The organism is Methylophaga pinxianii (genome assembly GCF_020447225.1).
In the GTDB taxonomy this organism is placed as follows: Bacteria; Pseudomonadota; Gammaproteobacteria; order Nitrosococcales; family Methylophagaceae; genus Methylophaga; species Methylophaga pinxianii.
Map to the genome: position 1 here is coordinate 28,184 of NZ_JAJAEO010000175.1, position 25,755 is coordinate 53,938.

A 25,755-nucleotide genomic window follows, 5' to 3' on the forward strand; every position below is an offset into this window, starting at 1 on the left:
TCAGGCCTTTTGGATGACGTGATGCTTATCGCTACTAAGCACTAATAATAAGCCAGCGAGACTTAGCATCAGGTAAAGATTTTGGCTTAATAAATGTAAACGTTCAAACCGTTGAGCTAAATCACTGTCCAGCCGCCAGTTTTCAATAGCTTTGACACTGGCCATCTCCGGCTGAACATACATACTGAAAAGCAACGTAATGACCAACATGGCAATCAACACCCAGAAACGCCAGGAATGGATAGTCTTGCCACGTTGAATAATCAGCTTGCCTAATAAAATCAGTGTGCCACTGATGAGACCAATCACATTGACGGCAAAAAACAATTTGGCCGCATATTCAGCGGCCACCAGAGTTTCCAGGCTGACAAAGGCTAAAGGAACAGCCATATAACCAATTGACCACAAAGCGCCTACCCAAAGTGTTAACAGCAGGCGCTCGCCAATGGTTTCTGAACGGTTCAACAGTTAACCCAGATAGTGGATGCCAGTGATTTCATATTCAATAGCACCGCCAGGTGCCTGTACCGTGGCGATATCATCTATTTCCTTACCGATAAGTGCACGAGCAATAGGAGAAGAGATAGAAATCCGGTTTTGTTTAATATCCGATTCATAATCACCGACGATCTGATAGCGCACTTCATCATCCGTATCAATATTCAGCAAATCAACGGTCACACCAAACACTACTCGACCATCTTTTGGTAAAGCAGTGGGATCAATGACCTGACAATCCGCCAAAGTCGATTCAAGTTCCTGAATGCGGCCCTCAATAAAACTTTGCTGTTCGCGGGCAGCATGGTATTCGGCATTTTCTTTTAAATCACCATGTGCACGTGCTTCAGAAATCGCATTCACTACGGCTGGACGCTTAACCGTTTTCAGATCATGTAATTCGGTTTTCAGTGCCTGAGCACCGCGTTCTGTAATAGGTACGGCCATTAATTCAATTCTCCATGTAATGACTGTAAACGATTCACCGATACGCTGTCTTCACAGTTCAAGGCCAAAATCGTGGCACGGGCAGCAGCAAGTGTGGTGGTGTAATTGACCTGATGCTGCAATGCTGCGCGGCGTATCTCTCTGGAATCCGCAACAGCCTGACGACCCTCTGTTGTATTCACAATCAGCGCAATTTCATCGTTTTTAATCATATCAACAATATGCGGCTGGCCTTCTGCGACTTTCTTGACTCGCTCACAAGGAACATCGGCATCAATCAGCGTTTGTTGAGTGCCACGAGTGGCCAGCAACGAAAAGCCTAAGCCTAACAAATCTTGAGCAATCTTGATAACCGCTTGCTTATCTGCATCGCGCACCGAGATAAATGCCTTGCCTCCAACAGGCAAGCTGACTGAAGCGGCCAGCTGTGATTTGGCAAAGGCTTCACCAAACGTACGGCCAACGCCCATCACTTCCCCAGTCGATTTCATTTCAGGTCCCAGAATAGGATCGACACCCTGGAACTTGATGAATGGGAACACAGCTTCTTTTACAGAGTAATAAGATGGGATGACTTCTTTAGTGACACCCTGCTCTGCCAAGCTCATACCAGCCATGCAACGCGCTGCAACTTTTGCTAACGGCACACCGATGGCTTTTGAAACATAAGGTACAGTACGAGAAGCACGAGGATTAACTTCCAGAATAAAGATGCGATCACCCTGAATGGCAAACTGTGTATTCATCAGTCCGACAACACCCAGCTCAATCGCCATCTGTTTCACCTGGATCCGTAACTGATCCATGACTTCCTGGCTAAGGCTGTAAGGCGGTAAAGCACAGGCTGAGTCACCTGAATGAACACCAGCTTGTTCAATGTGCTCCATGATGCCGCCAATCAATACTTCCTTACCATCACAGATGGCATCCACATCGACTTCAATAGCATCATCCAGGAAACGATCCAGCAACACCGGAGAATCATTGGAAACCGACACGGCGGTCAACATATAGCGTTGTAGTTCTTCTTCGTTATAGACAATTTCCATCGCCCGGCCGCCCAACACATAAGAAGGACGAACTACTAATGGATAACCGATCTCGGCGGCCAGGGAAACAGCTGTATCAACCGAATGAGCCAAACGATTAGGTGGTTGCAATAAACCCAGTTTTTCAACCATCTGCTGGAACCGTTCGCGATCTTCCGCATGATCGATCGCATCCGGAGAAGTACCAATAATCGGCACACCGGCAGCTTCAAGAGCTCGGGCCAGTTTCAGCGGTGTCTGCCCACCAAATTGAACAATTACGCCTTTAGGTTTTTCGAGGGCAACAATTTCCAGAACATCTTCCAGCGTCAATGACTCAAAATAAAGACGATCAGAAGTATCGTAATCGGTGGAAACAGTTTCCGGATTACAGTTGACCATGATGGTTTCATAACCATCATCGCGCAATGCCAGTGCCGCATGAACACAACAGTAATCAAATTCAATACCCTGACCAATACGGTTTGGACCACCACCTAAAATCATGATCTTGTCTCGGTCGGTCGGGTTGGCTTCGCACTCTTCATCGTAAGTGGAATACATATACGCGGTAGATGTTGAGAACTCTGCAGCACAGGTATCTACGCGTTTATATACCGGACGTACACCCATCGCCTGGCGATGGCTACGGAATTGCTTTTCGGTTTTATGTAGCAGTTTTGCCAGTCTTGAATCCGCAAAACCTTTACGTTTCAATGATCGCATTTCAGCTTCGTCGATATCGTTCAGTGAACGCTCTTTAAGCTGATTTTCGATCTCAACCAGCTCCTGAATCTGTATCAGAAACCATGGATCAATATGCGTCAGCTGCTGAACTTCTTCGAAACTCATGCCAAACCGGAAGGCATCACCCACGTACCATAGACGGTCAGATCCTGGTAAACTCAACTCGCGACGTAATACTTCAGCAGTATTTTCCGCTTTGAGATCGAGAATTTCGTTAAAACCATCACGATCGATTTCCAGACCGCGCAGAGCTTTTTGCAAAGACTCCTGAAAATTGCGGCCAATAGCCATCACTTCGCCGACAGATTTCATCTGAGTGCTCAGGCGATTATCGGCCAATGGAAATTTTTCAAAAGTAAAACGGGGCACTTTCGTAACCACATAATCAATACTCGGCTCAAATGACGCCGGTGTGGCTCCACCCGTGATTTCATTTTGCAATTCATCCAGCGTGTAACCTACTGCCAGTTTGGCAGCCACTTTGGCAATCGGAAAACCGGTGGCTTTGGAAGCTAATGCAGATGAACGGGAAACCCGTGGATTCATTTCGATAATAATCAAACGGCCGGTTTCAGGGTTGACCGCAAACTGTACGTTTGAACCACCTGTTTCGACACCAATCTCACGTAATACCGCCAATGAAGCGTTACGCATGATTTGATATTCTTTATCGGTCAGTGTCTGAGCTGGCGCCACAGTAATGGAATCGCCGGTATGCACCCCCATCGCATCAAAGTTTTCAATGGAACAGATAATGATCGCGTTATCTTTTTTATCGCGTACCACTTCCATTTCATACTCTTTCCAGCCAATGATCGACTCTTCAATCAATAACTCGGATGTTGGGCTCAGATACAAGCCGCGTTGGCAAATGTCGACAAAATCTTCACGATTATAGGCGATACCACCGCCACTGCCGCCCATGGTAAAGGAAGGACGAATAATGACCGGGAAGCCGAATTTCTGTTGGACTTCCAGAGCTTCTTCAAGCGAGTGAGCGATATCTGATTGCGGCATATCGAGACCAATTTTGCGCATTGCCGCACGGAACAGGTCACGGTCTTCAGCCTTATTGATGGCTTCGCTGTCAGCACCGATCATCTCGACACCATATTTTTCCAGTACGCCATGTTTTTCCAGGGCCAACGCACAGTTCAACGCGGTTTGCCCGCCCATGGTCGGCAGAATGGCATCGGGACGCTCAACTTCAATCACCTTGCTGACTGCTTCCCAGGTAACAGGCTCAATATAAGTCGCATCGGCCATATTAGGATCAGTCATGATGGTGGCCGGGTTGGAGTTGACCAGAATGACGCGATAACCTTCTTCCCGCAGAGCTTTACAAGCCTGTGCGCCAGAATAATCAAATTCGCAGGCCTGACCGATAACAATCGGACCAGCACCCAGAATCAGAATGCTTTGAATATCAGTACGTTTAGCCATTATGTGTTATTTACCTGTCGCTTGTTCGAGTAGGTCGATAAAGTGATCGAATAGAGGTGCAGCATCCTGCGGACCGGGACTGGCTTCCGGATGTCCCTGAAAGCTGAAAGCCGGCTTGGTTTTATGATGAATGCCCTGCAATGTGCCATCAAATAAAGAACGATGGGTGGTTTCAACGGTATCCGGCAATGTGGATTCATCCACTGCAAAACTGTGGTTCTGACTGGTAATCATCACCAACCCTGCAAGCAGTTCCTGAACAGGATGATTTGCCCCATGATGGCCGAATTTCATTTTTTCGGTTTTGGCGCCGCAGGCCAGTGCCAGTAACTGATGTCCCAGACAGATACCAAAAATCGGCATGTCTTTTTCAAGGAAATACTGGATCGCCTTGATTGCGTAATCACATGGTTCAGGATCGCCAGGACCATTGGATAAATAAATGCCATCCGGATTCAGTTTCATAACCTCTTCAGCTGACATTTGCGCTGGCACTACCGTAACTTTACAACCACGTTCGACCAGCATACGAATCGTATTTTTCTTGATGCCGTAGTCATAGGCAACAACATGAAAACGGGGTTCGGCCTTACGGATTTCATTATCAATATGCCAGATACCATCTGACCATTCGTATACTTCTTTGGTGCTGACCACTTTGGCGAGATCCATACCTTTCAAGCCAGCAAATTCTTTGGCTGCAGCAATTGCCGCATCAACATCAATATTATCGCCAGCAACGATGCAGCCTTTTTGTGCACCTTTTTCCCGTAACAGACGGGTCAGACGACGGGTATCAATACCGGCAAGCCCCACTACATTCTGGCGCTCAAGATATTTATCCAAAGATTCTTCACCGCGCCAGCTGGACATGACGGGTGAAAGTTCGCGAATGATTAAACCACTGGCATATACCTGGTCAGATTCTTCATCGTCTTTGTTGACGCCAACATTACCGATATGCGGATAAGTCAGAGTTACGATTTGGCGGCAATACGACGGGTCGGTAATAATTTCCTGATAACCTGTCATCGCGGTGTTGAATACCACTTCACCAACTGACTGGCCCACAGCACCGATTGATTCGCCGTGAAAGACCGTGCCATCTTCAAGAGCAAGTAGCGCAGTTGTACGCAATGGGAACCTCCACCAGATAAAAAAGGAACAGGGGCTTGACGTTCTCCCCAGACAAAATCTTTGCAATTTTAGCGCATCTAGAGCCTATGCGTCCACGCTAAAAACGATGACAAGTTACCCTGCCATCGGTAGTATGAAGCGTAGCTTATTTACTCGGCATAACTTATGACCCAACAGTATTTTAATTTTTCTGGCTTTCCACAACAAAGACCTCGTCGTTTGCGCAAAGATGACTTTTCACGGAGGCTTATCCGGGAACATCAACTAACCGTTGATGATTTGATTTATCCTTGTTTTGTACTGGAAGGACAAAACCAGCGCGAATATGTCACATCCATGCCAGGGGTAGAAAGACTGAGTATTGATCTTTTGTTGCAGGAAGCAGAAGTGATTCATAAGTTGGGTATTCCGATGATGGCCTTGTTTCCGGTCACGCCATTGGAACAAAAATCACTTGATGCAGCTGAAGCCTTTAATCCGGATGGATTAGCACAACGCGCAGTGAGAGCATTAAAAAAAGCCTTTCCCGATTTGGGCGTGATGACCGATGTGGCTCTGGATCCTTTCACCACTCATGGTCAGGATGGCTTGATTGATGAAAATGCCTACATTATCAATGATGAAACAGTTGAAGTCTTAATCAAACAGGCTTTATCGCATGCTCAGGCAGGAGCAGATGTGGTTGCTCCCTCCGATATGATGGACGGCCGAATCGGCGCCATTCGGAATGCTTTGGAAAATGCCGGTTATATCCACACTCGAATCATGGCGTACTCCGCGAAATATGCCTCGAGTTTTTATGGACCATTTCGTGATGCGGTCGGCAGTGCCGGTAATTTAGGCGGTGGCAATAAATTCAGTTATCAGATGGATCCTGCCAATTCCGATGAAGCGCTACATGAAGTTGCGCTGGATATTCAGGAAGGCGCTGATATGGTGATGGTTAAACCGGGCATGCCCTATCTGGATGTTTTATACCGGGTAAAACAGACCTTTCAAAAACCCACTTTTGTATATCAGGTCAGCGGCGAATACGCGATGCTCAAGGCGGCCATCCTGAATGGCTGGCTCGGTGAAGAAGTGATTATGGAAAGTCTGTTGGCCTTTAAACGGGCTGGTGCTGACGGTATTCTCACCTACTTCGCTAAAGATATCGCTCAAACGTTAACACGCTGAACATGACAGATAATTACGCCGTAATCGGCAACCCGATCCAGCATAGTAAATCACCGTTGATTCATTCCGAGTTTGCCAAACAAACTGGTGAAGACATTGAGTACACAGCAATTGAAGTCCCGCTGGATGGTTTACAGAACAGTTTGAAGCAGCTACGAGACATCCTGAAATTCAAAGGGTTAAATGTCACGGTGCCTTTTAAAGAACAGGTGTGGAAGATTGTCGATCAAAAGTCTGACCGTGCGGAATTGGCTGGAGCCGTCAATACGGTGGTCTTTAATCGTGATGGCAGTTTGTTCGGTGATAATACAGATGGCATCGGGCTGTGTCGGGATTTAACCATTAATCATCAAGTAGAACTTGCTGGTAAACGTATTCTTTTGCTGGGAGCGGGAGGCGCATCGCGTGGTGTCATAGCACCTCTGCTTGGATTTAAGCCACACACTTTATTCATCGCCAATCGAACAGCTGAAAAAGCCAGAAATCTTGCAGAATTGTTTGCACATTTAGGCAACATCCGTGGTGGTGGTTTTAGTGAAATTGAGGGTACATACGACGTCATCATCAATGCTACCGCTGCCAGCTTACAAGGCGAAGTTCCGCCTTTATCTGCCTCAGTTTTGGCTAGCGGCGTGTGTTGCTATGACATGATGTACAGTGATAATGATACGGCGTTTATTCAGTGGGCTAAGGCCTTGAAGGCAGCAAAAACCATTGATGGTTTGGGTATGTTGGTCGAGCAGGCAGCAGAAGCGTTTTACATTTGGCGTGGTATCCGTCCACAAACAACTCCAGTTATAAACAAGTTACGAAAGAAAAACTAAAAAAGAACCTCATCCTGCAGATACATTCAGGATGAGGTTGCTGATAAAAATTTTCTTTTTTTAATCCCGCTTATTTTGCTCAAATTCCGCTATTTTTTGTTTCAATTGTTGCTGCTGTTCAGGGGTTAACACGTTGAAAATAGCATTATTTAATTTGGCTTTTTGGGCTAGTTTATCTGCATGAGCTTCAGTGGCTTCGTTAATAATGTTTTCAAGCTTATTTTGATCCAGTCGATCATTAAAGGCCAGTTGATTTAATTTTTTGTACAACTCCCAGTGAGACCGCATATCTTCTTTTTTATCGATCTCTTGAACCTCAACCAGTTTCTTTATTTCCGTTTTTTGCTCTTCAGTTAATTCAATCCCTTTCAACATTCGGGGTATGCCATCATGTTGTTTATGGTTTTTCATATCGCCATATTTATCCTTATCCTCACAGCTTTCATGTTTATCAGCCATGACAGGTGCGGCTAAAAATAAAGTGGGAATCATGCTGAGCATCATAAGTTTATTTCGCATAGCGTTCTCCAAATAGATTTGATTGTTTGCTGTCTGTAGACAAACCAATGAAAGTATTGATGTAAAAACTGTAAATGACTGTTTTGATATGTAAATTCAGGTAAAAATCAATTATTTGATTAGCTGATTAATGGTGCAGTACGTATTATTGGTTGAGGCAATATGAGGATAGTTCTGTGAGTAATGTATTGATAATCGATGATGATGTAATTCTTTCTGGTCTATTTCAAGACTATCTTGAGGAAGAAAAATTTCAAGTCCGCACTGCAGATACAGCCACAGAAGGCTTGCAACTCGCTTTACAAGGTGATTTTGATATCGTTATTCTTGATGTGATGTTGCCGGATATGAGTGGTACTGAGGTATTAAAATCTATTCGTCAGCAAAGCCATGTACCCATTTTAATGTTTACAGCCAAGGGCGATGATGTTGATCGCATCATGGGGCTCGAATCAGGCGCAGACGATTATGTACCCAAACCTTGCACTCCCAGAGAACTGATTGCCCGGATAAAGGCAATTTTACGTCGTAGTGAAATCACGCGCCAGCATCAGCAGGACGATACCATTATTAAAATTGGTCCTTTACAGTTATGGCCACACCAACGTAAAGCCGCTTGGTTTGACACGATATTAGAACTCACTAGCACTGAATTCAGCTTGCTTGAGGCTCTGGCAAGAAATGCTGGCCAGATAGTCAGTAAAAATGCCCTGTCAGAAGCAGCGTTGGGCCGACCATTAGCTCGCTTTGATCGAAGTATTGATGTGCATATGAGCAGTATTCGACATAAATTAGGACAACAGCAAGATGGGCATTCCTATATTCAGACTGTACGTGGCAAAGGCTATCAGTTGATTAAATAATGCGAAGCTTATTCTGGAAATTCTTTTTTGCATTTTTGCTGGCCTTACTGCTCACCAGTATCGGTGTGGCCACAGGAATGTGGTTACGTCACAATGCCGAGCGCCAGTCTTTTGAAGCTATCCCTGTAGAAATGGGATGGAAAGCGGCCGATTTGGTGGATAGCGCGGTCGATATCACCCGTTTTGCCGGCATTGCTCCATTGAAAAAATACCTACAGGAGAATCAGCTCAAAAATATTACGCTTTTTGCCGTTACTGCTGACAATCAAGATATTCTGGGTCGTCCAATTGACCCAAAGTTACTCTCTACCACACGGCAATTATTACTGGATGACCAAAAAGTGCGGTCGGTTCGTCAAGTGATCTCTGAGGATGGCCAAGCCCTTTTATTATTTATCCCCTCCCCCGAAAAACTGGGTCAGAGAATGGATCGGCCTAAACCGCCCAAGCCACCGCCATTTCTGATGCTGCTTACCATGTGGATGATATCCGGTTTACTTTTCAGTGGCCTACTGGCCTGGTGGTTTACCAAACCCATTCGCATCCTAAAAAAAGCATTCAACGATGTTGCTGATGGCAAGCTGGAAACTCGAATTCGTCCGGCAATGGGAAAACGACGTGATGAATTAGCGGATCTCGGTCAGAACTTTGACTATATGACCAGCCGTATAAGTCAATTATTAAATGCCCAGAAACGATTGTTGCATGATGTGTCTCACGAGCTGCGTTCACCATTAGCCCGAATGCAGGCTGCTATAGGTCTCGCTCAGCAAAACCCGGACAAAACTGCCAAAATGCTGGATCGCGTGGAACGTGAGTCAGAACGGATTGATCACTTAATTGGTGATCTGCTTAATCTATCCAGAATAGAAAATCCGACAACCGAAAACGATGAGCGACAGTTTTTCAATGTCACTGAAATACTCTTGGATATTATTGAGGATGCCCGCTTTGAAGCGCAGAATAAGGATATTCAAATCACCCACAATAGTTTTGAACAAATCAGTTTGTTTGGACGGGCTGAACTTATTCACAGCGCGATTGAAAACGTATTACGTAACGCCATTAAATATTCCCCGGCCAATGGTGTGATTCACCTTACCGCTGAAAAATTCTCAAAACAGTTTCGTATAGTTATAGAAGATGAGGGGCCTGGTATCGCAGAACAGGATTTACAGCAGATATTTCAGCCCTTTTTTCGTAGTCGCAATAATCAGCAGCACAATGGTATTGGACTAGGGCTGACGATTGCCCATCGGGCTATTGAAATTCATGACGGTCAAATCACTGCAGCGAACAGACCGGAAGGTGGATGCAAAATATCCATTATCCTTCCTGTCTGATGCTGAGCGTGATTCAAAATTAGTTAATGACACCACAGGCAACTCTGGCACCACCGCCACCTAATGGCTGAGGGTGGTCAGAGTGGTTATCCCCACCCGCGTGTATCATCAAAGACCGACCATCTAAATCATTCAGTGTTAATCGCGGAGCCAAAACGGGATGAGTAGCGGTTCCATCATCAGCGACATAAAGCGGTGGTAAATCGCCAGCATGTCCACTACCCCATGGCGTGTCATGCTTACCGGTCTCATAGGGATCGTAATGGCCACCAGCGGCCAAAGCAGGAACCATTTCACCCTCTTTTTCTGCCGCATCACAACTTGGATTCTGATGCACATGGAAACCATGCAGACCCGGTTCCAATTCTTTCAAATCCGGTGTAAACACCAACCCAAATGCGGATTGATGTACTGAGACATTTCCTAAACTTTTACCTGTTCCTTGTTTATCCACCGCAAAAAGCTCAATCTGGGTGTCAGCGATAGCGGCCGACGAAGCTAACGCAATCATCATGCTCGTCAATAGTTTCATATTTCCTCCTAAAATAATGTGACACCCATCAGACTAGTCCAGATACATGGAGTTCAACCATCAGAAACCATCGAAGCATCGCGCTTGGATTGATCCTCGTCCCGTTTATTTCTTAATGAGGCTAACCAACGGCAAAATACATAAAATATCGGCGTAAAAATAAGTCCGAAGAACGTCACACCTAACATACCAAAAAATACAGCCGTTCCTAATGCCTGACGCATCTCTGCACCAGCACCGGAAGCTACTACCAATGGTACCACGCCAAGTATAAAGGCGAAGGATGTCATAAGAATGGGACGAAGACGGGTACGGGCCGCTTCTACAGCAGCATCCAGACGATTTAACCCTCGATCTTCAGCTTGCTTGGCAAACTCAACGATAAGAATCGCATTTTTTGATGCCAAGCCAATCAATACCACAAAGCCAATTTGAACCAGAATATTATTGTCCATGCCTCGCAAACTGACCCCGAGAATCGCAGCCAACAGACACATCGGTACAATCAGCACAACAGCCAATGGCAATAGCCAGCTTTCGTATAAAGCTGCCAGGAGCAGAAACACAAACACTACCGCTAATGAAAAGCTTAAAAACGCCGTGTCACCGGCCAATTTTTCCTGTAAAGCCAGTTCGGTCCATTCGAAACTGATTCCCTCGGGCAAGGTGTCGGCCATCAGCTGTTCTACAATGGCCAGCGATTCACCACTCGAAAAGCCTGGAGCGGTATTTCCCTGCACTTCAATTGCCGGATACAAATTGTAATGCGGCAAACGTATTGGCCCAGTAATGTTTTCAAATGTGGCGACTGTTCCAATAGGCACCATCGCACCATTATCCGAGCGAGTTCGTAATTTACCAATATCTTCAATTTCATCACGATATGGGCCATCCGCCTGAGCCACCACACGGTATGTCCGATTCAGAAAGTTAAAATCGTTAACATAGCGTGAGCCCAGATAGATCTCCAGCGTATCGATAACATTGCCTACCGGTACATTGAGCATCTCCGCGCGAGTCCGATCAATATCGGCATAAATTCGCGGTGTGCCCGAGTTAAAAAAGGTAAACACAGCAGATAAACCATCTTTCTGATTAGCAGCACCTATTACTTCATTAGTGACCGCCTGTAACCTTTCAAGACCGAGACCACCACGATCCTGAACATACAACTTCCAACCACCTGAGTTACCCATACCCCGCACTGGTGGGGGTTTGATGGCAAATGCCATGGCGGCATCCACTTGAGAAAGAGCTTGCTGAGAACTCGCCACAATATCGTCAATCGTCAGACCAGCGGCAATACGATCTTCAAACGGATCCAAAGGGGTGAAGATAACTGCAGAGTTTGAGGCGTTGGTAAAGGTGGGCCCATCCAGACCAACAAATAGTACGGCATGTGCAACACCTGGAACATCTCTCAATCGCCGGGATGCCTCGCGTGCTGCAGCATCTGTTCTTTCCAGAGTTGCACCAGGAGGTAACTGCAATACGTTAATGAGATAACCTTGGTCCTGTTCAGGGATGAAGCCTGTCGGGACATTATTAAATTCATATCCAGTCCATGCAATCAGACCGATATAAATTAACAACATGATGGTCATCATTCGTAACAGTTTGCGTGTCATCGCAGAATAGCGATCACCCATCCATTCAAAAGTACGGTTAAAACCATTACCAAAAGCACGGAATGGATAACCGATTTTGCCCCAGACTCCACCAGGTACATGTCCTTCAACATGAGGCTTTAACAATAAAGCGGAAAGAGCTGGTGACAGCGTTAATGAGACAATTAACGAAATAACCGTTGCTGTAGCAATAGTCAGTGCGAACTGCTGATAAAATGCGCCGGATATTCCCGTAATAAAAGCTGTAGGGATAAATACGGCCGTCAATACAATGGCTATCGCCACTAATGCCCCGCCCACTTCATCCATGGTTTTATGGGCCGCTTCACGGGGAGTTAATCCTTCTCGGATATAACGCTCTACGTTTTCAACCACCACAATCGCATCGTCGACCACTATACCGATTGCCAATACCAAGCCAAACAACGACAGGTTATTTAGTGAGACCCCAAGTATAGACATCACGGCAAATGTACCAATCAGGGATACCGGTATCGCCAAAATAGGAATAATCGACGCACGCCAGCTTTGCAGGAACAGCATCACTACCAATATAACCAGAACAATGGCTTCTAAAATGGTGTGATAAATCTTCTCAATGGATTTAGCAATAAATTCGGTGGGATCATAAATGATTTGGTATTCGACGCCATAAGGCATACTTTGCGCAATATCTTTCATTTCTGCTCGTAACGCCTGAGCTGTTTCCAGTGCATTGGAACCCGGCCGCTGAAAAATAACCACCGGCAATGCCAGACTGTCATCCAGATAGCCAATATTGTTATAGTCCTGAGCTGCCAGTTCTACCCTGGCTAAGTCACGCAATCTAACGGTACGCCCATCGGCACCACGTTTAACGATAATATTGCTGAACTCTTCTTCTTCCAGCAGACGTCCCTGAGTTTCCACACTCAACTCAAAACCGCCTTTGGTTTCAATCGGTTCTCTGTTAATGGTACCGGCTGCTATCTGTGTATTATTTTCACGCAGTGCAGCCACCACTTCAGTGGCGGTCATACCAAATGACTGAGCACGCTCAGGATCAATCCATATCCGCATGGCATAAGCACGTTCGGCAACAATCCGCGCTTCACCGACACCCTCAATACGCGCTAAGCGATCGACTACCTGGGTTCTGGCGTAGTTTGATACATATAGATTATCGCGACTGCCATCCGATGACAGAATATGAATAACCATCATCAAATCAGGAGAGTTTTTACGAATATCAATACCCTGGCGTGTCACTTCCTCTGGCAACAATGGCTCTGCAATAGCAATCCGGTTCTGAACCAAGACCTGAGCGGTATCCAGATCGGTCCCGGGCTTGAAAGTAATATTCAGTGATGTGCGGCCATCTGAAGTATTTTCGGATTTCATGTAGAGCATGTTCTCTACACCGTTAATTTGCTGTTCCAGTACCGTTGCTACGGTATTACCAGCAGTTTCTGCTGTTGCCCCGGGATAAGTGGCGGTGACAGCAATACTGGGTGGCGCAATTTCAGGATACTGGGCGACCGGCAGATTACTGTATGCAATTGAGCCAACCAATACGATCAGGATGGAGATAACGGCCGCAAAGATAGGTCTTTCGACAAAGTAATGTGTGAACTTCATGAGTCTTGTCCGTCGTTGGTGGCCTCTTCACCAGCTTGATATGGAACCGCGTTGACCTCAACCCCGGGACGGGCTTTCAGCAAACCTTCGACGATAACTTGATCAGATGCATTCAGGCCACTGCGAATAACCCGCATATCTCCTTGTAATGTGCCCAGCTCAACTGGCTTGGGAATAACTTTACCCTCGGCATCGACACTCATGACAATCTTGGCAGTTTGGTCGGTCACAATCGCCTTGTCAGGAACAAGCATGGCTTCTTCGTTCTGGCTTATCGGCAATCGTAAACGGGCAAAAATACCAGGACGTAATACGCCATCGGCATTATCTACTACCACCCGCATTCTCAATGTGCCGGTGTTTTCATCTAATCGATTATCAACAAAGTCAATGCGACCTTCACGGCTCCAGTCTTTTTCGTCAATTAATTTGAGCTCGGCCGGCATGCTTCTGCCATTGGCAAGTTGATCCTGCCCACCTGGCAGTCGAATCAATTCAAGATATTCCGTTTCGGAGACATCAAATACAAAATGCAATGGATCCAAAGAGACGATGGTGCTCAAAGCTTCCCCACTATCACCACTGCCGATCAGATTTCCGACGTCAACCCGTCGATTGGAAATTCGGCCACTGACGGGGGCAATAATCTTGGCATATTGCAAATCCAGCTGGGCTGTTTTTAACTCTGCGGCAGCGGACGCCATATTGGCATTTGCTTCTTGAAAACGGGCCCGACGGGTATCCACTTCTTCCTGTGAAATAGCACTTTGTGTTAACAGCCGCTCACCCCGTTTTGTATCCAGCTCAGCTAACTTAAGCTGACTCTCCATTCTAGCCAGTTCAGCTTTGGCTCTGGCAACGGCGGCTTCATACGGACGGGGATCTATTTCAAACAACAGATCACCCTTCTCGACCATTTGTCCGTCCTTAAAATGAACTTTTTCCAGATATCCGGTTACTCTGGCTCGCAGCTCAACCATTTCAACCGCTTCAAATCGACCGGTAAATTCTTTCCACTCGGTTAACGCGCGAATTTCAGGTTGGACAACCTGCACACGAGGTAATGGTTGTTCTGCATTGGCGCCGGGACTGAGCAAGCTGAAGGAAAACAGAGCAGTGATGGCCAAACTCCGCAGGAATGCGGGTTTCAATGGAGAAGAATAGTCTGACATGACAGATCCTTTGTTATTCGCTGGTGAAAGCGAGTGGAATAGCATAGAATTCTTTCTAGAAAGGTTTCTGGAAAGGTTAATGCAAGATTCTTTGACGTGCAAGTTAATTTTTTTGTCATAATTCTGCCACATAGGAGGGGCATCACTTGGCAGATCGAATATTAAGTATTGAAGAGACACTCGAGCAAATGCGCAGTTGTTGGCATGGAGAAGATCTGGCTGTAGCTGAAACAATCAAACGGCTGTTTCGTGCGCGTGAGTTGTTTTTTTCTGACGCCAAAATTGTGATGGAGCAATTTAATCTAAATGTTGGTGAGTTTGATGCATTAGCCTCCTTGCGTCTGCAAGGACCGCCTTATGAACAGACACCGTCGAATATTTGCCAGGTTAATCTGGTGAGTTCTGGCGGCTTGACTAAAGTCCTCAACAGTCTTGAAAAATCAGGCTTAATAAGTCGTCGGCAATGTGCGGATGATCAACGTAGTCGTCTGGTCAAATTAACAGACAAAGGAAAAAAATTGATTGAGGAAGCGCTGGAGATAGTATTGGCAAGGCACGAAAAACAACTTAGCGATGCGCTAAGCCGGGAAGAGCGCGACATGCTCAACAAATTATTGATGAAAATAAATCAGCTCGGCATGCGCTGATAAAGATGATAGAAAACTTCTTTAAGAAAGGCCCCACAGTGGCGTTACGAACGGGGTTCTTGAACCTGTTGGTTCAAGTGGGAAACCGCATGGAGATGGCAAACTTCCCGTCGGAGCGGGCTTGTTTTTCAACCCCGTAAATTTGGTTTCCTAAAGCATTTGCTTATCGGCTCAAGACAACACATGTCGCTATCGCTCACCGCAGGGTTAACTAAATGATACGCAAATTTGTTCAACAAGTCGTCAGAAATTTATAATTCCAATTGTCTATCTTCGTTAATAAAAGCACTAACCCGCTCTTTCAACTGGGAAATCTTTTCATTCACTTTTTTGATGTCCTGGCTTTCGTCTTGTTGCAAAGTCAGTAACTCATGCGCAATATTTAATGCCGCCATGACCGCGATACGATCAACCCCAACGACTTTACCGCTATTGCGGATCTTTTCCATGTTCTGATGCACCATGCGTGCGGAAGCAATTAGCGCATCTTGCTGATCTTCCGGGCAGGCAACTTGATATTCCTTACCAAGTATCGTGACGTGAACGGGTACTGTCATAGTTCTTCATCCAGCTGCTTCAGACGGTTAACCATATTCTCGATGCGGGTACGCGCAATTTCAGTTTTTTCAACTAATTGCGCGCGCTCACTAAGCCAGGCTGCCTGCTGAGAACGAAGTAACATATTCTCTTCACGCAAGCGTCTGCTGGCCCGTAGCAGCTCATCCAGCTGCTGTTCCAATTGTTGAATCGGGTTCTTATCCATTAATATGCGTCTTGGCTATGCGAGAATAATGCCTAACTATAGACGTGCGCCGTTGACCCGGTCAACAACTGCATGATGTGTTTTTTAATTTCAGGTTGTATCTCTATGTCTCAATTATATTTTCCATCCCTGTCGCCAGAAAACGTGACAGCCGACGGCCCGGCCAGCACAGCCGAATTACAGGGCGCATTATGCGGTTTGTTGTGTATGGATTCTCAGGCCAACCGCAACACCTGGTTTAGTGACTTGTTTGAAGACTATCAACCTGGTGAAGAAGAAAAACAAAACCTGCTAGGTTTGTTTGATGAAACGATTCAATCCCTCAATAGCCTCGACTTTGATTTTCAATTGGAACTGCCAGATGATGATGCCCCTATTGGTTCACGTCTCGCGGCCTTGAGTGACTGGTGTCAGGGATTAGTCTTTGGCTTAGGGGTTTCCGGCCTGACCAATGAAACTGAATTGCCAGCAGATTGTCAGGAATATCTGACCGATGTGCTTCAAATCAGTCAGATTGATGATATTGAGTTGCAACCCAGCGATGATGATGACAATAACTACGAAGAATTAGTGGAATATCTCCGAATGGGACTGTTTTTACTTTATGGCGAGCTCCATCCCGCTGCTCCTGAAGACAAAATAATTGAACATTAATGACTAAAAAAGAATTCGCTAGACGCCGTCAGGAACTGATGGAAATAATGGGTCCCGACAGTATTGCTGTTTTGCCCAACTCGCTGGTTCATCCGCGTAATCGTGATGTGGACTTTCCATTTCGCAGTGACAGCAATTTTCATTACCTGTGTGGTTTTGATGAACCTGAATCAGTTTTGGTGTTAATTCCCGGACGGGAGCATGGAGAATTTATTATTTTCTGCCGTGAGCGCGATCTGGATAAAGAAATCTGGGATGGCTACCGTGCTGGTCAGGAAGGTGCAATTGCCATTTATGATGCTGACGATTCTTATCCGATTGCCGATTTGGATGATATTTTGCCGGGGCTGATGGAAGATAAGGAAAAAGTCTATTACACCATGGGTAATCAACCGGCATTTGATCAGCATATGGTGGGATGGCTCAATCATCTTCGCCAGGCCTCACGCTCTGGCAAGCATTCACCAACAGAAATTATTGAGTTGGAACATTGCCTTAATGAATTACGTCTGTTTAAAAGCAGTCAGGAAATCAAGAGCATGCGCTATGCGGCCGAGGTGTCGGCCAAAGCACATGTCCGCGCGATGCAGTTTACCGAACCGGGTAAGTTCGAATATGAAGTCGAAGCTGAACTGATTCACGAATTTATGAAAAATGGCTGCCGTAGTCCGGCCTACCCTTCTATTGTCGGCGGCGGTGAAAATGGCTGCATTCTGCATTACATTGAAAATAACAGTAAATTGAAAAATAATGATTTGCTGTTGATCGATGCTGGTGCCGAATATCAGTGTTATGCCGCCGATATCACCCGAACTTTTCCGGTTAATGGCACATTTACCTCTGAACAGCGTGAGTTATATCAAATCGTGCTGGATGCTCAATATGCTGCCATTGATGCGGTTAAACCAGGTAATCATTGGAATCAACCACATGAAGCCGCCGTTCAAGTGCTTACTGAAGGTCTGGTCAGACTGGGTCTGCTACAGGGTAATGTTGAGCAGTTAATTGAAGATCAGGCCTATCGTGAATTCTACATGCACCGCACCGGTCATTGGCTGGGAATGGATGTACATGATGTCGGTGATTATAAAATCGGCGGAACCTGGCGGCTGTTGGAGCCAGGTATGGTGCTGACGGTCGAGCCGGGTTTATATATCCGTGATCCGGAACATATCGATAAAAAATGGCATTTTACAGGCATTCGAATTGAAGATGATGTGTTGGTTACCAAGGATGGACATGAGGTGTTAACCGCTGGCGCACCCAAAGAAATTGATGACATCGAAGCTTTGATGGCAGAAGCGCGTGAACACCGACTTTGATCTGTTGATTATAGGGGCAGGGATGGTGGGGTCTAGCCTGGCTCTCGCGCTACAAAACAGTGGCTTACGTATTGCCTTGGTGGAAGCGCAGGATCTGTTGGAGCATCACCAGCCGGGTTTTGATGATCGCGGTATTGCCTTGTCATATGGCTCGCAACGAATTTTTGAAACCATGCAGCTTTGGTCTCAATTAGCCGATAAAGCAACAGCCATTCATGGAATACATATTTCAGATCGGGGACATTTTGGTGTAACCCGGTTACGCGCCAAGGCTGAAAAAGTGCCTGCATTGGGTCAGGTGTTAACAGCAAAACAATTGGGGATTCAACTCAATCAAGCCTTGCACCGCCATGCTTCACTGACCATTCTGACACCACTTCAGGTTCGTGCCATTAGACAAACTGATACTTCCGTGGATGTGCAGTTATCTGACGGTCAACACTTCACGACAAAATTACTGGTTGGTGCAGATGGACAGTTTTCCACTATTCGCGATCTGCTGGGTTTAACCAGTTGGCAACGTGAATACCAGCAGACAGCTATTACTGCCAATGTAGTAGCTGAACGGGCACATCAAAATTGGGCTTACGAACGCTTTACCGAAAATGGTCCGCTAGCCTTACTTCCCATGTCCGAAGGGCGCTGCAGTCTGGTGTGGACGGTTCAGTCAGGTGAGGAAAAGGCGTTATTATCCAGCAATGAACAGCAATTTGCGGAACAACTACAAAAAGCCTTCGGCTATCGGCTCGGACATTTTGAAAAGATCGGCCAACGTAACAGTTATCCGCTAGGCTTAATGCAAACCCATCAGCCTGTACAAAGTCGAGTAGTGTTAATTGGAAATGCGGCGCATAGTTTGCATCCTATTGCCGGCCAGGGATTTAATCTTGGCTTGCGTGATGCCGCTGTTCTGGCAGAATTAATCGCTTCGCATCCTGAAGATATTGGCCATCCTCACGTGTTAGATGCCTATCGTGAGTGGCAACAACAGGATCAGGATAACGTCGTAAATGCCACCGATTTTCTGGTGAAAACGTTTAGTAATAACAGCTTTTTAGTTGGCCATGGCCGCTCACTTGGTCTGGCGTTGCTCAATGGACTTCCCAAGCTAAAAAATCACTTGGCAAAAACCAGTATGGGTCTTAGCGGCAAACAGTCCAGACTCTCCAGAGGTTTGCCGGTATGAAAAAAAATTATGATGTGATTGTTGTCGGCGGAGGTATGGTTGGCAGTGCATTTGCTCTGCTGCTGGCAAAACAAACAGATTTGAAAATTGCTTTGGTTGAAGCCAACATGCCTGAAACCGTTGCAGTCGATGATGCACCTTTACAACGCGTCAGTGCCATAAATCCCGCCAGTCAGCAAATCCTGACTGAAATCCATGTCTGGCAGGACCTGTTTACTTCACGTCTGGGGCCTTTTGAAACCATGCAGGTATGGGAAACACCCCATAGCAATTTGCAATTCTCGGCTGCTGATATCGGTATCGATTATCTGGGCCATATTGTTGAAAATCAGCTTATTCAACAACAGGCCGTTACGGTTGCTCGAAAGCATCCGCAAATTGAATTCATTTGCCCCGAAAAACCGCAGCATTATCAGCCTGGCCAGATTACTTTTGAAAATGGCAAGGTTTTCACCGCAGAATTAATCATTGCTGCCGATGGGGCACATTCCAGATTACGCGAACAGGCAGGCATCTCCAGCCGAGGCTGGGCTTACCAGCAACATGGCCTGGTCGCGACAGTTCGAACTGAACACCCGCACCAGAAGACTGCCTGGCAACGTTTTTTACCCGGCGGGCCGCTCGCCTTTTTACCTTTGAATGATGCACATTTATGCTCCATCGTCTGGTCGTTACCGACAGAACAGGCTGAACACCTCAAAGTGCTCGACAAAAATCGTTTTGAATTGAGACTGGCTGAAGCATTTGAACACCAACTGGGTAAAGTTGAGCTGATTTCTGAACGCGCCAGTTTTCCTTTGGCATTAGCGCATGCCAGAGATTACGTGAAACCCGGGTTCGCCTTGTTGGGTGATGCGGCGCATACCATTCATCCATTGGCCGGGCAAGGCGTAAATATTGGACTGCAGGATGCCAAGGCATTGGCTGAAACTATTGCCTGGGCCGTTCAGAATCAACGACAGATTGGTAGCTTGCATACATTAAAAAAATACCAGCGACAGCGTTTGGCAGAAAATTTACTCATGCAGTTCTCTATGGATGGCTTTCATCGACTGTTTACCCAGACTGCCAGTCCGCTCAGCTGGTTAAGAACTACCGGGATGCGACAAGTCAACAAATCACAGTGGCTGAAAAACCGTATTATGCTGCAGGCAATTGGCGCGAAATAAGCAGTTATATCGGCAAAAACATCATTGAGGCTGCTTGCACCACGACAGTTTTGACCAGTCGTCCATCTTTCTGCGCGATGATGGCTGAGATATTATCCTGCGTGGCAATCATGCCTCCGATAATACGTTGGAAACTCAAATTTCTGGACTCATCCTGCAAACTGTCACTGAGTAATAATCGTTTCCCGTTGACATCTCGCCTCTCCGCCAGCATCCACGCCGCAATTTCGATGTTACGTGCACTGTTGTAGAGCTTTTGCTGGTCAATAGTCGTCAGATAATAAAATTCTGACTGATTGTTATATGAGGCCATGAGCATGCGCCGCATTCCTACGGTAAAAGCCAACACCCGGTCACCATCATAATCTTCCGTCAGCGCCAGACGGATAATTTCAGTCGGTTCAAAGCCATCCCATTTATCGAAACCGACCTGTGCCGGATACATAAAGAGCCTGGCCACACTATCTTCCAATGTCCGCATATGACGGTCATGTCGCTGATTAGGATTACGTTGATACAGTTTGATGGTCAGCGTTTTCAAATCCTGCATCACCCGTTGCTGGTGTAGCTCAATGATGTCGTCAATATTGCTTTTGGCGAAAGTTGAAAAAGCAGGTGAACCTTCATCCGAATTGGCTACACAAGCCGACATCAACCACACAATACTGCATATCAAGGCAAGCTTAAACCATCGCATCAAATAGTCTCTCCTGAGTTGTTACATCCGTGATGGCTTCTATCTGTAAGTAGGCTTGAACCGGGGCGGGCAAACGGGTCTGTGCATTTAAATCACGTTCGGTTTCTCGATTGGTCAGGCTAAAATTCCGAATAAACCTGGCTTGTTGACTATCATTACTATCAGTCACCTCAATCACTGGGCGACTGATAACCGGTTGACGATTTACCTGACTGAATTCGGATTGTTTATCAAACACCACCGGTAGTCGAACCGACGACTCATCCGCTGGTCTGGCTGGGGTGAAAAGTACCGGTAAATTGCTATTGATTTGCATCCGAGTTTACCGGTTTAGCTGGCCCGCTGGATCGTTTGTTGCGGCGAGGTCGCTTATCTTTACTACTGTCGCCACGTGGTTTATCACGATGGCGTGGCGCAGGATTCCGTTCGGCTTTAACTCTAGGCTGCGGGGTTTCCAGTTGCTCATCCGAGCTTTGTGCTACTGGCAATTTATGTTTGATATATTGCTCAATATCGGGCAACGAAAACGCATATTCCTCACAGGCCAGACTAATCGCGATACCACTGGCCCCAGCGCGGGCGGTTCGTCCTGTACGATGCACATAATCTTCTGCATCTTGCGGTAAATCAAAATTAAAGACGTGGCTGACTTCCGGAATGTGCAAGCCACGTGCAGCCACGTCAGTAGCCACCAGATAGGGAAAATCACCATCCTGAAAATGTTTCAATAAACTTTCACGTTTCTTCTGTGGCACATCCCCGGATAATAATGCCGCTTTGTAGCCATTGCCTTCCAGATAACCCCATACTCGCTCAGCAACTTGTTTTGTATTAACAAAAACAATACTGCGTAAGGGCTGGATGCGTTTAATCAAGGCTAACAGAAGCGGTATCTTTTCTTCATTAGATGGGTAATACACCCACTCTTCAATTCGATCCCCCATCATTTTTTCCGGCTCAACCTGCACTTTTTCCGGATTGTTCATATGCTCATATGCGAGTTCAGTTACTTTGTAACTTAATGTGGCAGAAAACAGCATGCCTAAACGCTTTTCCGGACTGGGCAACCGACGCAGAAAAAAACGCACATCCTTAATAAAGCCAAGATCAAACATTCTGTCGGCCTCATCCAGTACCACGACTTCAACACTATTGAGGTTAAAGACACGTTGTTTATGAAAATCCAGCAAACGTCCCGGTGTCCCAATTAATACATCACAACCCTCGTTGATAGCATCGCGCTGACGTTGATAATCTTTTCCGCCATGCGCGATAACAATGCGCAATCCGGCATGGCTATTTAATAATTCGGCATCTTTAACAATCTGAATTGCCAACTCTCGAGTGGGTGCCAAAATAAGTGCGCGAGGTTGCTTTGTTACAATATTTTGCGCATCCTGAGTCGCGAGTAAACGTTGAAAAGTGGCTAATAAAAAGGCAATGGTTTTACCTGTACCGGTTTGGGCCTGACCCGCGACATCGTGGTTTGCCAGCAATAGCGGTAAAGATTTAGCCTGTATCGGTGTACAAAATTCAAAGCCGGCTTGCTGCAAGCCTTTCTGCAGGAGAGGATGGAGTGGCAGCGATGAAAATGCCGTGTCGGTGAGGTGAGCACTCATATAAATACTTGCATTACCTTTACTGATAAGAAAAAATGTTACTCAATGTTGGCTTGCGAGTATAGCGGTCCAATACTTTAGATACCACTGGAGATAAAACATGAGCGAAAACGTCACTAGTGTGACCGATGGCGACTTTGACAGCCTGGTTCTACAGTCTGATATGCCTGTATTAGTCGATTACTGGGCGGAATGGTGCGGCCCCTGCAAAATGATTGCGCCGGTGCTGGAAGAAATTGGCGCAGAATACGCAGGCAAATTAAAAGTCTGCAAATTGAACATCGATGAAAATCCTGATACACCACCTCGCTATGGCATTCGTGGTATTCCGACATTGATGCTGTTTAAAGATGGCGAAGTCGAAGCAACAAAAGTCGGCGCATTGACCAAATCTCAATTGGCTGCGTTTCTCGACAGCAACATTTAATATTCCTGCTGCACTATCCCCACCGCGTGTGGGGATAGTTGTATCTGAGATGCTCCAACCTCAAACTCGCATATTCCTGTCAGCATACGCTGCACCGGTCAACCACTCCGAAGTGTTACGAAACTGATGGATGTATCTGAACTACTAAATGATCTGAACAAACCTCAACGTGAAGCCGTTGCCGCACCGCTTGGCCATACCCGGATTCTTGCTGGAGCCGGCAGTGGTAAAACCCGCGTTCTGGTTCATCGGATTGCCTGGCTGATTCAAGCAGAAAACTTATCTCCTGCCAATATACTGGCAGTGACCTTTACCAATAAAGCCGCGGCCGAAATGCGTGGTCGTATCGAGCAAATGCTGGGTTATCCGATTGGTGGAATGTGGGTCGGCACTTTTCATGGCTTAGCACATCGCTTATTACGTTCTCATTGGCAAGAGGCGGGATTGCCCCAGGGCTTTCAAATTCTCGACAGTGATGATCAGTTACGGATGATTAAACGTATCATTCGCGGTATGTCGCTGGATGAGGCGCAGTGGCCCCCGAAACAAGCGCAGTGGTATATCAACGGGCAGAAAGACGAAGGATTGCGTGCTGCACACCTCCAAGCCGGAGACGATCCTTATTCGCAAAATATGTTGGCGATTTATCTGGCTTATGAGCAAGCCTGCGAGCGTGCCGGTGTAGTAGACTTCGGGGAGTTACTCTTGCGCAGTCACGAGTTATGGCTGAGAAGACCCGATATTCTGGCGCACTATCAACAACGTTTTTCTCAAATTCTGGTTGATGAGTTTCAGGATACCAACACTATTCAATATGCGTGGATAAGAGTATTGGCCGGCCAGACCGGACACTTATTCATAGTCGGTGATGATGATCAGTCCATTTATGGTTGGCGCGGTGCCAAAATTGAGAATATTCAGAAATTTCATAAAGATTACCCTGACGCGAACACCGTCCGGTTAGAACAGAATTATCGTTCTACCGGTAATATTCTTGCTGCTGCCAATGCTGTTATTGCCAATAATAGTGAGCGTCTGGGCAAGGAATTATGGACTGAAGATGCTGATGGTGAACCCATTCAGCTCTACAATGCATACAACGAACGTGATGAAGCTGCCTACCTGGTTCAGGAAGTACGCAATTGGATGAATCAGGGCGGACAACGCAGCGATGTGGCAGTGTTATATCGATCCAATGCGCAATCACGGGTCATTGAAGAAGCCTTAATGCAATCAGCTGTGCCTTATCGAGTGTATGGTGGCCTGCGCTTTTTTGAACGTGCTGAAATAAAGGATGTGCTGTCTTATCTTAGATTGATCAGTAATCGCCGCGATGATGCAGCATTTGAGCGTGTGGTCAACACACCAACACGCGGCATCGGTGCTGCAACACTTACCCAATTACGGCAATATGCACGTGAAACCAATCAGTCAATGTGGCAATCTGCTATCGACTTTTTACAGCAAAAAGTTTTACCCGCGCGTGCCAGTAACGCCTTGTCGGCTTTTTTGACATTAATTGATTCACTAACGCCAGAAGATGACAGCATGTCATTACATGAACTCACAGGCTTAGTCATTGATGAAAGTGGTCTGCGCGCCCATTTTGCCAAGGATAAAACCGAAAAGGGTCAGGGTCGCATTGAAAATATGGATGAACTGATCAACGCTACCCGTGAATTTATGCGTTCCGATGATGAAGAGGAAATGCCCCTACTCGATGCGTTTCTTGCGCATGCCGCCCTGGAAGCGGGTGAAAATCAGGGAGATCAATGGCAGGATTGCGTGCAGCTAATGACTTTGCACTCAGCTAAAGGCCTCGAATTTCCAATTGTCTTTATGGTGGGCATGGAGGAAGGATTGTTCCCAGGCCAAAAGTCATCAGATGATCCTCTCAGACTCGCTGAAGAGCGGCGGCTTTGTTATGTCGGTATGACACGAGCCCGTAAAACCCTTTACCTGCTGTATACAGAATCACGTTATTTATATGGGCAGGAAATGCATCCCCGGCCATCACGCTTTCTCAGCGAACTTCCAGTTGAGCGGGTTCACCAGGTACGGTCGCAACAAAATATGGCTGCCTCCGGTCTCACAGCACTTGCCAGTCGCAGCCAATCGGCTGATGATAATGGATTCAGAACTGGACAGCAGGTGATGCACCAGAAATTTGGCCAAGGCGTCATTATTGACACAGAGGGCAACGGTAGCCACGCTCGGGTTCATGTGAATTTCAAACAAGCTGGAAGCAAATGGCTGGTTTTGGCCTACGCCAACCTTGAAACCTTGTAATTCAGGAA

General features: G+C 46.3%; 24 protein-coding genes and 1 other RNA gene. 11 read left to right on the forward strand and 14 right to left on the reverse strand.

Going from position 1 to position 25,755, the window contains the following annotated elements; all coding sequences use genetic code 11:
- The 4 genes from LGT40_RS09720 to carA are packed head-to-tail and all read right to left on the reverse strand — an operon-like array spanning nt 1 to nt 5,300.
- A complete protein-coding gene (locus LGT40_RS09720; RefSeq protein WP_226075458.1) occupies nt 1-465 on the reverse strand; it encodes a DUF4149 domain-containing protein in 465 nt (154 codons plus the stop codon).
- 3 nt (nt 466-468) lie between these two features.
- Nucleotides 469-945 carry a transcription elongation factor GreA gene (greA, locus tag LGT40_RS09725; RefSeq protein ID WP_226075456.1) on the reverse strand — a complete coding sequence of 159 codons (477 nt, stop codon included), beginning with the start codon at nt 943-945 and terminating at the stop codon, nt 469-471.
- Nucleotides 945-4,163: a carbamoyl-phosphate synthase large subunit gene (gene carB / locus LGT40_RS09730; RefSeq protein WP_226075453.1), complete on the reverse strand. Its 3,219-nt coding sequence runs from the start codon at nt 4,161-4,163 to the stop codon at nt 945-947. The genes greA and carB overlap by 1 nt, the downstream gene beginning before the upstream one ends.
- Before the next feature lie 6 nt (nt 4,164-4,169).
- Complete coding sequence (gene carA / locus LGT40_RS09735) at nt 4,170-5,300, reverse strand: glutamine-hydrolyzing carbamoyl-phosphate synthase small subunit (protein WP_226075450.1); 1,131 nt, start codon at nt 5,298-5,300, stop codon at nt 4,170-4,172.
- A gap of 165 nt (nt 5,301-5,465) precedes the next feature.
- Between carA and hemB the strand changes: the two genes are divergently transcribed.
- Nucleotides 5,466-6,476 carry a porphobilinogen synthase gene (hemB, locus tag LGT40_RS09740; RefSeq protein ID WP_226075447.1) on the forward strand — a complete coding sequence of 337 codons (1,011 nt, stop codon included), beginning with the start codon at nt 5,466-5,468 and terminating at the stop codon, nt 6,474-6,476.
- Nucleotides 6,477-6,478: 2 nt separating this feature from the next.
- A complete protein-coding gene (gene aroE, locus LGT40_RS09745; protein WP_226075444.1) occupies nt 6,479-7,300 on the forward strand; it encodes a shikimate dehydrogenase in 822 nt (273 codons plus the stop codon).
- 60 nt (nt 7,301-7,360) lie between these two features.
- Here aroE and LGT40_RS09750 read toward each other — a convergent pair whose 3' ends face one another.
- Nucleotides 7,361-7,819, reverse strand: a complete 459-nt coding sequence (locus LGT40_RS09750) for a Spy/CpxP family protein refolding chaperone (RefSeq protein ID WP_226075442.1) — start codon at nt 7,817-7,819, stop codon at nt 7,361-7,363.
- Between the two features lie 176 nt (nt 7,820-7,995).
- Between LGT40_RS09750 and LGT40_RS09755 the strand changes: the two genes are divergently transcribed.
- Nucleotides 7,996-8,682: a response regulator transcription factor gene (locus LGT40_RS09755; protein WP_226075439.1), complete on the forward strand. Its 687-nt coding sequence runs from the start codon at nt 7,996-7,998 to the stop codon at nt 8,680-8,682.
- A complete protein-coding gene (locus LGT40_RS09760) occupies nt 8,682-10,025 on the forward strand; it encodes an ATP-binding protein (RefSeq protein ID WP_226075436.1) in 1,344 nt (447 codons plus the stop codon). The genes LGT40_RS09755 and LGT40_RS09760 overlap by 1 nt, the downstream gene beginning before the upstream one ends.
- A 19-nt stretch (nt 10,026-10,044) precedes the next feature.
- Here the strand turns inward: LGT40_RS09760 and sodC are convergent, their stop codons facing one another.
- From sodC to LGT40_RS09775, 3 genes are read right to left on the reverse strand one after another with little or no spacing between them, the layout of a single operon-like run.
- Nucleotides 10,045-10,557 (reverse strand): superoxide dismutase family protein, encoded by a 513-nt coding sequence (gene sodC, locus LGT40_RS09765; RefSeq protein ID WP_226075433.1) that lies wholly within the window; start codon nt 10,555-10,557, stop codon nt 10,045-10,047.
- A gap of 53 nt (nt 10,558-10,610) precedes the next feature.
- Nucleotides 10,611-13,802 carry an efflux RND transporter permease subunit gene (locus LGT40_RS09770; RefSeq protein WP_226075430.1) on the reverse strand — a complete coding sequence of 1,064 codons (3,192 nt, stop codon included), beginning with the start codon at nt 13,800-13,802 and terminating at the stop codon, nt 10,611-10,613.
- Entirely contained in the window at nt 13,799-14,974 is a 1,176-nt protein-coding gene (locus tag LGT40_RS09775) for an efflux RND transporter periplasmic adaptor subunit (RefSeq protein ID WP_226075427.1), read from the reverse strand. The genes LGT40_RS09770 and LGT40_RS09775 overlap by 4 nt, the downstream gene beginning before the upstream one ends.
- A gap of 146 nt (nt 14,975-15,120) precedes the next feature.
- On the opposite strand from LGT40_RS09775, the gene LGT40_RS09780 reads away from it, so the two are divergent.
- Nucleotides 15,121-15,621: a MarR family winged helix-turn-helix transcriptional regulator gene (locus LGT40_RS09780; RefSeq protein WP_226075424.1), complete on the forward strand. Its 501-nt coding sequence runs from the start codon at nt 15,121-15,123 to the stop codon at nt 15,619-15,621.
- A 26-nt stretch (nt 15,622-15,647) separates the two neighbouring features.
- Here LGT40_RS09780 and ssrS read toward each other — a convergent pair.
- The 3 genes from ssrS to LGT40_RS09795 all read right to left on the reverse strand — a co-directional run bounded on the left by ssrS (nt 15,648) and on the right by LGT40_RS09795 (nt 16,384).
- A non-coding RNA gene (gene ssrS, locus LGT40_RS09785) (6S RNA) lies at nt 15,648-15,832 on the reverse strand.
- A 40-nt stretch (nt 15,833-15,872) separates the two neighbouring features.
- Nucleotides 15,873-16,178, reverse strand: coding sequence for a cell division protein ZapA (locus LGT40_RS09790; RefSeq protein ID WP_226075422.1), 306 nt, complete (start codon nt 16,176-16,178; stop codon nt 15,873-15,875).
- A complete protein-coding gene (locus tag LGT40_RS09795; RefSeq protein ID WP_014708051.1) occupies nt 16,175-16,384 on the reverse strand; it encodes a TIGR02449 family protein in 210 nt (69 codons plus the stop codon). The genes LGT40_RS09790 and LGT40_RS09795 overlap by 4 nt, the downstream gene beginning before the upstream one ends.
- 105 nt (nt 16,385-16,489) lie before the next feature.
- Here LGT40_RS09795 and LGT40_RS09800 point away from each other — a divergent pair, with 105 nt between their 5' ends.
- The 4 genes from LGT40_RS09800 to LGT40_RS09815 are packed head-to-tail and all read left to right on the forward strand — an operon-like array spanning nt 16,490 to nt 20,715.
- Complete coding sequence (locus LGT40_RS09800) at nt 16,490-17,038, forward strand: UPF0149 family protein (protein WP_226075420.1); 549 nt, start codon at nt 16,490-16,492, stop codon at nt 17,036-17,038.
- Nucleotides 17,038-18,360 (forward strand): Xaa-Pro aminopeptidase, encoded by a 1,323-nt coding sequence (gene pepP / locus LGT40_RS09805; protein WP_226075418.1) that lies wholly within the window; start codon nt 17,038-17,040, stop codon nt 18,358-18,360. Before LGT40_RS09800 ends, pepP begins: the two co-directional genes overlap by 1 nt.
- Nucleotides 18,344-19,546, forward strand: a complete 1,203-nt coding sequence (gene ubiH / locus LGT40_RS09810) for a 2-octaprenyl-6-methoxyphenyl hydroxylase (RefSeq protein WP_226075416.1) — start codon at nt 18,344-18,346, stop codon at nt 19,544-19,546. Before pepP ends, ubiH begins: the two co-directional genes overlap by 17 nt.
- The gene (locus tag LGT40_RS09815) at nt 19,543-20,715 is read left to right on the forward strand and encodes a UbiH/UbiF/VisC/COQ6 family ubiquinone biosynthesis hydroxylase (RefSeq protein ID WP_226075414.1); all 1,173 of its coding nucleotides are present in this window, start codon (nt 19,543-19,545) and stop codon (nt 20,713-20,715) included. The genes ubiH and LGT40_RS09815 overlap by 4 nt, the downstream gene beginning before the upstream one ends.
- A gap of 4 nt (nt 20,716-20,719) precedes the next feature.
- Here the strand turns inward: LGT40_RS09815 and LGT40_RS09820 are convergent, their stop codons facing one another.
- The 3 genes from LGT40_RS09820 to rhlB are packed head-to-tail and all read right to left on the reverse strand — an operon-like array spanning nt 20,720 to nt 23,031.
- Complete coding sequence (locus tag LGT40_RS09820; protein ID WP_226075412.1) at nt 20,720-21,412, reverse strand: hypothetical protein; 693 nt, start codon at nt 21,410-21,412, stop codon at nt 20,720-20,722.
- The gene (locus tag LGT40_RS09825) at nt 21,399-21,728 is read right to left on the reverse strand and encodes a hypothetical protein (RefSeq protein WP_226075408.1); all 330 of its coding nucleotides are present in this window, start codon (nt 21,726-21,728) and stop codon (nt 21,399-21,401) included. Before LGT40_RS09825 ends, LGT40_RS09820 begins: the two co-directional genes overlap by 14 nt.
- A complete protein-coding gene (rhlB, locus tag LGT40_RS09830) occupies nt 21,715-23,031 on the reverse strand; it encodes an ATP-dependent RNA helicase RhlB (RefSeq protein WP_226075405.1) in 1,317 nt (438 codons plus the stop codon). Before rhlB ends, LGT40_RS09825 begins: the two co-directional genes overlap by 14 nt.
- 100 nt (nt 23,032-23,131) lie before the next feature.
- Here rhlB and trxA point away from each other — a divergent pair, with 100 nt between their 5' ends.
- Complete coding sequence (gene trxA / locus LGT40_RS09835) at nt 23,132-23,458, forward strand: thioredoxin TrxA (protein WP_226075402.1); 327 nt, start codon at nt 23,132-23,134, stop codon at nt 23,456-23,458.
- 126 nt (nt 23,459-23,584) lie between these two features.
- Nucleotides 23,585-25,747 carry a DNA helicase II gene (uvrD, locus tag LGT40_RS09840; protein WP_226075399.1) on the forward strand — a complete coding sequence of 721 codons (2,163 nt, stop codon included), beginning with the start codon at nt 23,585-23,587 and terminating at the stop codon, nt 25,745-25,747.
- Nucleotides 25,748-25,755: the final 8 nt, after the last annotated feature.